Source organism: Cyanobium sp. Cruz-8D1, from assembly GCF_024345975.1.
Taxonomy (GTDB): Bacteria; Cyanobacteriota; Cyanobacteriia; order PCC-6307; family Cyanobiaceae; genus Cyanobium.
Genome location: NZ_JAGQCD010000019.1, coordinates 62507 through 70870 on the forward strand (window position 1 = coordinate 62507; position 8364 = coordinate 70870).

General features: G+C 69.2%; 11 protein-coding genes. 7 read left to right on the forward strand and 4 right to left on the reverse strand.

Annotated features, from left to right (window positions below):
• Positions 1–9: 9 nt before the first annotated feature.
• Positions 10–816, forward strand: coding sequence for an alpha/beta hydrolase (locus tag KBZ33_RS12635; RefSeq protein ID WP_254954599.1), 807 nt, complete (start codon positions 10–12; stop codon positions 814–816).
• Here KBZ33_RS12635 and KBZ33_RS12640 read toward each other — a convergent pair.
• On the reverse strand, positions 768–2069 hold the full coding sequence (locus KBZ33_RS12640; RefSeq protein ID WP_254954598.1) for an AmpG family muropeptide MFS transporter: 1302 nt from the start codon (positions 2067–2069) through the stop codon (positions 768–770). The two genes, KBZ33_RS12635 and KBZ33_RS12640, sit on opposite strands and share 49 nt — an antisense overlap.
• A gap of 75 nt (positions 2070–2144) precedes the next feature.
• Between KBZ33_RS12640 and KBZ33_RS12645 the strand changes: the two genes are divergently transcribed.
• The 6 genes from KBZ33_RS12645 (at position 2145) to KBZ33_RS12670 (ending at position 5476) form a co-directional block, all read left to right on the forward strand.
• Positions 2145–2270: a hypothetical protein gene (locus tag KBZ33_RS12645; RefSeq protein ID WP_254954597.1), complete on the forward strand. Its 126-nt coding sequence runs from the start codon at positions 2145–2147 to the stop codon at positions 2268–2270.
• Positions 2271–2316: 46 nt separating this feature from the next.
• Positions 2317–3117 carry a HEAT repeat domain-containing protein gene (locus tag KBZ33_RS12650; protein ID WP_254954596.1) on the forward strand — a complete coding sequence of 267 codons (801 nt, stop codon included), beginning with the start codon at positions 2317–2319 and terminating at the stop codon, positions 3115–3117.
• Between the two features lie 87 nt (positions 3118–3204).
• Positions 3205–3420, forward strand: coding sequence for a DUF2997 domain-containing protein (locus tag KBZ33_RS12655; protein WP_254954595.1), 216 nt, complete (start codon positions 3205–3207; stop codon positions 3418–3420).
• A gap of 28 nt (positions 3421–3448) precedes the next feature.
• Positions 3449–3841 carry a DUF1257 domain-containing protein gene (locus KBZ33_RS12660; protein WP_254954594.1) on the forward strand — a complete coding sequence of 131 codons (393 nt, stop codon included), beginning with the start codon at positions 3449–3451 and terminating at the stop codon, positions 3839–3841.
• A 4-nt stretch (positions 3842–3845) separates the two neighbouring features.
• Positions 3846–4268 (forward strand): ferredoxin, encoded by a 423-nt coding sequence (locus tag KBZ33_RS12665; RefSeq protein WP_254954593.1) that lies wholly within the window; start codon positions 3846–3848, stop codon positions 4266–4268.
• Between the two features lie 38 nt (positions 4269–4306).
• Positions 4307–5476 (forward strand): aldo/keto reductase, encoded by a 1170-nt coding sequence (locus KBZ33_RS12670; RefSeq protein WP_254954620.1) that lies wholly within the window; start codon positions 4307–4309, stop codon positions 5474–5476.
• Here the strand turns inward: KBZ33_RS12670 and KBZ33_RS12675 are convergent.
• The 3 genes from KBZ33_RS12675 to KBZ33_RS12685 are packed head-to-tail and all read right to left on the reverse strand — an operon-like array spanning position 5473 to position 8212.
• On the reverse strand, positions 5473–6942 hold the full coding sequence (locus KBZ33_RS12675) for an HD domain-containing phosphohydrolase (protein ID WP_254954592.1): 1470 nt from the start codon (positions 6940–6942) through the stop codon (positions 5473–5475). The genes KBZ33_RS12670 and KBZ33_RS12675 overlap by 4 nt on opposite strands.
• The gene (locus tag KBZ33_RS12680) at positions 6939–7388 is read right to left on the reverse strand and encodes a response regulator (RefSeq protein ID WP_254954591.1); all 450 of its coding nucleotides are present in this window, start codon (positions 7386–7388) and stop codon (positions 6939–6941) included. The genes KBZ33_RS12675 and KBZ33_RS12680 overlap by 4 nt, the downstream gene beginning before the upstream one ends.
• Positions 7385–8212 (reverse strand): ATP-binding protein, encoded by an 828-nt coding sequence (locus tag KBZ33_RS12685; protein WP_254954590.1) that lies wholly within the window; start codon positions 8210–8212, stop codon positions 7385–7387. Before KBZ33_RS12685 ends, KBZ33_RS12680 begins: the two co-directional genes overlap by 4 nt.
• Between the last annotated feature and the right edge of the window lie 152 nt (positions 8213–8364).

The following is an 8364-nucleotide window of genomic DNA, read 5'->3' on the forward strand; positions in this document are numbered from 1 at the left end:
GCCGTGGCCATGGCCCAGCGACCCGTCGCCGTGCTCGCCTTCGTCGCCCTGTTTGCGGCCTTGGCCTATCTGGGACTCTGCGGCGCCCTGTTCCTGCAGCAACGCTCCCTGCTCTACTTCCCCCAGCCCCGCTCGCGTGAAGCGGCTGGCGAGCTCCTGGCCCTGCCCATCGCCGACGGCCCGCCGGGAAGCCGGGTGCTGGTGACCGTGCACCGCCGCCCCGGCCTGAAGGCGCTGCTCTATTTCGGCGGCAATGCCGAGGCTGTGGCGGGCCAGTTGCCGCTGCTGGAGGCCGCCTTCCCGGAGCACGCCCTCTACCTGATGCACTACCGGGGCTACGGCGGCAGCAGCGGCCAGCCGTCGGAGGCGGCCCTGTTCGCCGATGCCCTCGCCCTGTTCGACCGGGTGCGGGCCGACCACGAGCACATCACGCTGCTCGGCCGCAGCCTGGGCAGCGGCGTGGCGGTGCATCTGGCGGCCCGCCGTCCGGTGGCCGGGCTGGTGCTGGTCACCCCGTTCGACAGCATCGAGGCCGTGGCCTCAAGCCAGTTCCCGCTGGTGCCGATGGCCCTGCTGCTGCGGGACAAGTACCGCTCCTGGGCGGACGCCCCCCGGGTGAACGCTCCCACCCTGCTGATCGCGGCCGAACGGGACGAGGTGATCCCAAGGGCCAACACCGACGCCCTGCTCGCTCACTTCCGCCCCGGCGTCGCTTCCCTAGTGGTGTTGCCCGTCCATGGCCACAACGCCGTGGAGGGATCCCCCAGCTATCTCTCGCTGCTGCGGGAGTTTTCTGCGTCGCGCTCGGCGCTGTAGGCCCCGCGGGCGCCCTGGCCGTTCCAGGGGGTGAGCCGCACCATCAGCAGGAAGGCCGGCAGGGCTGCGGCGGTGGTGGCCAGGAAGAAGCCCGGCCAGCCAAGTCGTTCGGCCACCAGTCCGGCGGGCGCGGCCAGCAGCGAGCGGCTCAGGGCGTAGACCCCCGAGAGCAGGGCGTACTGGGTGGCGGAGAAACGGGGGTTGCAGAGGCTCATCAGCAGCGCCACGAAGGCGGCGCCCACCATGCCGCCGCCGATGTTCTCCAGCGCCACCGCCATCAGCAGGGCTGGCATGCCGCCGTCGAAGCGGGCCAGGGCCCAATAGGCCAGGTTGCCCGCCGCCCCTACCAGGGCGAACAGCCACAGGGAGCGGTTCATGCCCAGCCGGCCGAACAGCAGGCCCCCCAGCAGCGTTCCCACGATGGTGGCGCCGATGCCCCAGCCCGCCAGCACCGACCCCACCACCTCGGGACTGAAGCCCTTCTGGATCAGGAACGGCACCGCCATCAGGCCGAGCAGACCGTCGGGCCAGCGGTAGAGCAGCACCAGGGTGAGCAGGGCCACGGCCCTGGTTCCGCCGCTGCGGCGGTGGAACTCCCGCGCCGGACCCAGCACCGCCTGGCGCAGGCTGCTCACCGGCACCGCCAGGGGTTCCAGGCGCGGTGCCGTGAGGGTGAAGGGCACCACCCCCAGCATCAGCAGGGCCGAGAACAGAAAGGCCAGGGGCCAGTCGTAGCGGCCGGCCAGGATGAAGCCGCCGGCCCCCACGGCCAGCATCGCCGCGCGGTAGCCCAGGTTGGAGGCGGCGGCGCCGGCGCCCCGCTCCAGATCGGGCAGCAGGTCGGTGCGGTAGGCATCGACGGCGATGTCCTGGGTGGCGCTGACCACGGCCAGCAGCACCGCCATCAGGCCGATCGCCGTCAGGCTGGCCGGATCACTGGAGGGCCGCAGCAGGGCCATGGCGCCGATCACCGCCACCAGGGTGAGCTGCAGCACCAGCAGCCAGCCGCGGCGACGGTCGGGCCAGGGCAGGGGCCAGCGGTCGAGGGCCGGAGCCCAAAACATCTTCAGCGTGTAGGGCAGCTCCGCCAGCCCGAGCAGGCCGATCAAGGACAGGGGGATCTGGCTGGCGGCGAGCCAGCCCTGCAGCAGCCTGGTGCCCACCATGTAGGGGGTGCCGCTGGCCACCCCCTCGGCGGCCACCGCCAGGAGGCGACGCCAGGGGCGGACGCTGCTGGAGGCACGGGTGGCCATGGCCGCTTGCGGGTGGCCGAACCCTAGAAGCGACCGATCGGACCACAATGCAGCCAGCACTGCCGCATGGTCCCCATGTCTTTCCTGCGCTCCAAGCTCCTGCCTGCTGCCATCGTGCTGCTGTTCGGCGTGGCCCTGTTCGCGGTCAGCGCCCGCATCTGGTTGCCCGGCGACATGGCGGCCCCCGCGCCCCTGGGCTGATCGGCTGGCCGTCCTGCTTTTACGATGCCGTGACCTGGATGGTTCCATGCCGGAAGACGGCCTGCCCTTTCCCGAAACCACCCACGAGCTGGCCCTCGATCCTGAGGTGCTGGCGCGGGAACTGGCGCAGGAGTTGCTGGGTGATCCGCTTGATGAGATCGACAGCGTCGCCCCCTCCAGCTCCGATGTGGCCGCCGAGTGCGACCTCGGCATCGCCCTGCTGAAAGGGGGGCGGGAGGAGCGGCTGCAGGGGCTGCGCATCTTCTGCGAGCACCGGGATCCCCGCGCCATTCCCCTGCTGCTGCCGTTGCTCAAGGCCGGCTGTCCGATCGTGCGCATGAGTGCCGTCTACGCCCTCGGGCGCAACCCCCACCCCCTGGCGGTGGAGCCCCTGCTGGGCCTGCTCGGGGCCGACGACAATGGCTATGTGCGCAAGGCGGTGGCGTGGAGCCTGGGGAATTACCCCGAAGCCCCCGTGCTCAACCCACTGATCCGGGCCCTGGAGATGGACATCTCGGCCGTGCGGCTGTGGGCCGCCAGTTCCCTGGCCGATGCCGGCGCCACCGGCGTGGCCAAGGCCGACCCCGCCGCTGCCCAGTTGCTCCTCACCCTGCGCATCGACAGCGAGCCGGCCGTGCGCAGCAACAGCGCCTGGTCGCTGGGCCGCCTCTACACCGATCTGGTGGAACCGCGCCAGCGGGACGTGGTGGAAGCTTTGTTGCACACGATGCTGCATGACGGCGATTCCACCGTCCGGGACGAAGCCCGGATGGCCCTGGAGCAGCTGGAGCAGCCCGAGGTGCTCGAGCGGCTCCAGACCCTGGTGGATGAGGGTCTGATCAGCTGAAGGGCCCGCCGTCGCCACGTTCCCACCGACCGCGGCCACCGGAATTCGCGGTTAAGATCCGGCTCTGACCTGTGCCGCTCACCTGAGATGGCCCAACGCACCATCCGCTTCCGCATTCGTCCTGACGGACGGGTTGAGGAACTCGTGGAGGGCGTGCAGGGCGAGGGTTGTTCCCAGCTCACGGAGCGGATCGAGGCCCGGCTGGGCAGCGTGCAGCAACGCCTGAGCACCTCGGAAGCGTTCCAGGCCCAACCCCTCGATCTCCAGGACCCCCAGGTGGTCGTCCAGCACCACGGCACCTGAGCCACCGCACCTCCTCCCCTTCCGTCCCATGTCGCACTTCAGCACCGTCAAGACCGAGCTGCGCGATCGCGAGGCCCTGGTGGAGGCCCTCTGCGACCTGGGCCTTCCTCCCGCCGAGGGGTCCTGCCAGGTGCGCGGCTACCGCGGCCAGACGGTGACCGCCGACCTGGCCATTCCCCAGGCCGATGGGGTGGACATCGGCTTCCGCTTCAATCCCGACAGCGGCAGCTACGAGCTGGTCACCGACCTGGAGCTCTGGAAGCAGCCCATTCCGGTGGAGCGTTTTCTGGCCAAGCTCACCCAGCGCTACGCCCTGCGCACCATCCTGGCCAGCACCGCCGAGGAGGGCTTCCAGGTGAGCGAGCAGACCAGCCACCGCGACGGCAGCATCGAACTGGTGGTGACCCGCTGGGACGCCTGAGCCCATGAGCGCGACGGGCCCCTGCGCCGGCCTCGATCCCGCCCTGGCCTTCCGCACCGTGGCGGCCCCGCAGTCCGAGGCGACAGGCAGCGAGCCGGTGCTCGGAGGTGCCCTGCGCCAGCAGGCGGTCTGGGTGGATGAGGCCGTCTGCATCGGCTGCCGCTACTGCGCCCATGTGGCCGGCAACACCTTCGTGGTCGAACCCGATTGGGGCCGTTCCCGGGCCCTGCGCCAGGACGGCGACAGCACCGAGAGGATCCAGGAAGCGATCGATACCTGCCCCGTGGACTGCATCCACTGGGTGGCCTACGAGCAGTTGCCCGCCCTCAGGTCCCAGCTCGACGAACAGGAGATCCAGCCCCTGGGTCTGCCCTCCCAGGGTCGCCGCCGCCGCACCCTGCCCCGCTCCGCCCCGCCAGCGCCGTGACCATCCCCAGCCGGCGTTTCGGCCGCACGGGGTTGGCCATGCCGGTGCTCTCCCTGGGGGGCATGCGCTTCCAGCAGAGCTGGAGCGACCTGCCGGCCGAGGCGGTGGAGGCTGGCAGCCAGGACAGGCTTGCGGCCACGCTGCAGGCCGCCATGGCGGCGGGCCTGCACCACATCGAAACCGCCCGCCACTACGGCACCTCGGAGCGGCAGCTGGGTTGGTTGCTGCCCCGGCTGCCGGATCCCCGACGCCTCCTGCAGACCAAAGTCCCCCCCAGCGCCGACCCGGCCGCCTTCGAAGCCGACCTGCAGACCAGCTTCGAGCGGCTGGGCCTGTCAGGCGAAGGGGGCCGGGTCGACCTGCTGGCCATCCACGGCCTCAACACCCCGGAGCTGCTGGATCAGACCCTGCGGCCCGGCGGTTGCCGAGCGGTGGCCCGCCGCTGGCAGGAGGCGGGCCGGATCGGCCACGTGGGCTTCTCCACCCATGCGCCGCTGCCCCTGATCCTGGAGGCGATCGCGAGCGATCAGTTTGATTACATCAACCTGCACTGGTATTTCATCCGCCAGGACAACCGGCCGGCGATCGAGGCCGCCACCGCCCACGACATGGGGGTGTTCGTGATCAGCCCCACCGACAAGGGGGGCCACCTGCACAGCCCGTCGCAGCGCCTCTGCGAGCTGTGCGCGCCGTTGCCTCCGATCGTCTTCAACGACCTGTTCTGCCTGTCGGCGCCCGGTATCCATACGATCAGCGTCGGCGCCGCCTCCCCGCAGGATCTGGCCCTGCACCTGGAGGCGGTGGCGCTGCTGCCCAGGGCCGGGGAGCTGCTGCCGCCGATCCTGGAGCGGCTTGATCAGGCCCGCCGAGAGGCCTTGGGGGAGACCTGGCTGGCCAGCTGGGACCGGGGTCTGCCGGCCTGGCAGGACACCCCTGGCCGCCTCAACCTGCCGGTGCTGCTGTGGCTGCACAACCTGCTGGAGGCCTGGGACCTGGAGGCCTACGGCCGGGCCCGCTACGGCCTGCTGGGCCAGGGGGGGCACTGGTTCCCGGGGGAGAACGCCGATGCCCTCGATGGCATGGTGAGCGAGGCCGAGCTGCGGGCGGTGCTGGGGGGCAGCCCCTGGGCCGCCGAGATCCCCGACCTGCTGCGGCGGTTGCGCCAGCGGCTGGGGGGTGAATCGGTGCGGCGCCTGCAGGTGGCCTAGTCAGGCCCCCACAAGGGAGCGGGGGTGGCAGGCTTGGTGGCGAGCTCCCGCCGCTTCTCTTGGCTCGGCAGCTGGTAGCCCTTCTGCCGGAACAGCCGCAGGCAGGCGTCTGCGACGGCTGGGTCGTAGTGGCTGCCCTTGCCGGCCTCGATGACAGCAAGGGCCGCCTCGAGGCCCTTGGCAAAGCGGTAGGGCCGATCGGTCGCCATCGCTTCCACCGTGTCGGCCACGCCCAGGATCCGCCCCTCCAGGCCGATGGCCTCCCCCTTGAGGCCCTTGGGGTAGCCGCTGCCATCGAGGCGCTCGTGGTGATGGAGCACCGCCTCGGCCACCGGCCAGGGGAAGTGAATCGGCAGCAGTACATTCGCCCCCTCCTGGACGTGGGTGCGGATCAGGGCCATCTCCTCTTTTTTGAGGGCCGTGGGTTTGACCAGGATTTCGGCAGGGATGGCGAATTTGCCGATGTCATGCACCAGGCCGCTGATCCGGATCCCCTCGATCTGGTGCTCGTCCAGCCCCATGTCCGCCGCGATGGCCGTGGCCAGATGCGCCACGCGCGCCTGGTGCCCCGCCGTGTAGGGATCCCTGGCCTCACTGAGGGCCACGAGAGCCGCCACCATCTCCTGGAAGCTGCGCAGCGTCTCCTTCTCATAGGCCAGGGCCAGACGCTCCGCCGCCCGGCGATCGGAGATGTCGCGGATGTTGCACTGGATCACCCTTTGCTCACCCACCAGGTATGTGTTGCTCACGAACTCCACCTCCTTCAAGGAGCCGGTGGCGGAGCGCAGGGGCAGGTCTTCGTAGCGGACGTAGCCCTTGCCCTGCAGTTCGGCGAAAAGTTTAATGGCTTTGACTTTGTCGAGCAAGAAGCCGATCTCCCAGAGCTGCTTGCCGATGATCTCCTCGGCCTCATGGCCAAGGAGCTGGCAGATGTAGGGGTTGGCCTGGGTGATCCGGCCGCTGACGGCGTCGAGGATCAAGATGCCGTCCTTGGCCGATTCGAACAGGCGCCGGTACCGCTGTTCGCTGTCGATCAGGTTCTTGCGCTCCCGGGCCTCATGGATGGAGCGGATGACAGCGGAGCCGAGCTTCTCGAGCTGGTGTTTGAATATGTAGTCGACAGCACCATGGCGAAGGGCCTCCAGGGCCGTCGCCTCGGAGAAGGTGCCGGAGACCAACAGCAACGGCACTTCCGGGGACTCCTGGCGGGCGATCTCCAGGGCTCTGATCCCGGAGAACCGCGGCAGGGTCCAGTCGGACAGGATCGCATCAGGATGACGCTGGGCCAGGGCGGCGCGTAGGCCGGACTCATCCTCCACGCAACGCAGCAGCGGCTCCAGTCCGGCGCGGCGCAGGGCATCGCCGATCATTTCCACATCCAGTGGCGCATCCTCGATCAGCAGCAGATCCGCGCTCACCGGCGGTGCGTTCACGTCGTTGGCCGTGTGATCGGGGGGGACGATCATCGCGTCTCTCCCGGCAGCCTGTTGAGCAGCATCCAGTAAAGGCCGACCTCGGCCACCGCCTTCAAGAACGTCTCCGATTCCACAGGCTTCACCAGATAGCTGTTGGCCCCAAGGCCGTAGGCGCGCACAAGGTCGGATTCCTCCCGCGAGGAGGTGAGCACCACCACCGGCAGCAATTTTGTTCTGCGGTCAGCCCTGATCGCGCGCAGCACATCGAGGCCATCCACCCGCGGCAGCCGCAGATCAAGCAGCACGAGTTTGAGCAACCTGGCTGGATCATCTTTCTTACCGTTGGCCAGCAACAGCTCCAGGGCTTCGGCCCCGTCCTTCACCCAGGTCACGTTGTTGACCAGCTTCGTCTCACGCAGGGCATCGATGGTCAGCTCGGCATCGTTGGGGTTGTCCTCCACCAGGAGCAGCTGGAGGGGGAAATTTTGCTCGGTCATGGCGGGGGGGCTCCGGACACCAAAGGGACCGCAGAGGGCAGGCTGAAGCGGAAGATAGCGCCGCATTCGATGTGGCCCTCGCCCTCGATGTGGCCCCGGTGGCGGTGCAGGATGCGCTGCACCAGTGCCAGGCCCACACCGGAGCCCTCAAATTCATCCTGGCGATGCAGCCGCTGGAAGACACCGAACAGTTTGCCGGCGTAGGCCATGTCGAAGCCGTCGCCGTCGTCTTTCACCCAGTAGCTCACTTCGGCCCCCTCCACCGCACCGCTCACCGAGATGTGGGCCACCGGGCGCCGGCGGGAGAACTTGATCGCATTGCTCAGCAGGTTGAGCCACACCTCCCGCAGCAGGGCGGGATCCCCCTGGGCCGGCGGCAGCTCACCGCAGCTGAACGCGATCTGGCGATCGTTTTCGAGGGCCAGCAATTCCGTGGCCACCGACGTCGCCAGCGCCTCCATATCCACCCGGCTCACCTCCAGCTCTCGGCGGCCGAGGCGGGAGAAGCGCAGGAGATCATCGATCAGCTGGCCCATGCGCAAGGCGTTGTCGCGCACCACCTGGAGCAGGCGCCGGCCTTCCTGGTCGAGCACGTCGCCGGAGCTCTTCACCAGCTTGAGGCTGAACCCGTCGATGGCCCGCAGCGGAGCCCGAAGGTCGTGGGAGACGGAGTAGGCGAAGGATTCCAGTTCCTCGTTGGCCTGGGTGAGGTCTGCGGTGCGTTCCTGCACCTTCTGCTCCAGCGTGGCATTGAGGCGGCGCAGCTCCTCCTCCATGGACCGGGTCTGGGTGACGTCGCGGGCGGCGGCGAAGACGCCGAGCACCTTGCCCTCTCGATCGAGGTAGGTGCCTGACTGCCCGACACAAGTCTGAGAACCCTTGCGACAGAATGGGTCTCAGTCAATGGGGTGGGCAGGGAGCCATGGGAGCTTGGGGCTGCGAAACCAATCCAATCCCCTGTGGATCCCCAGACCCG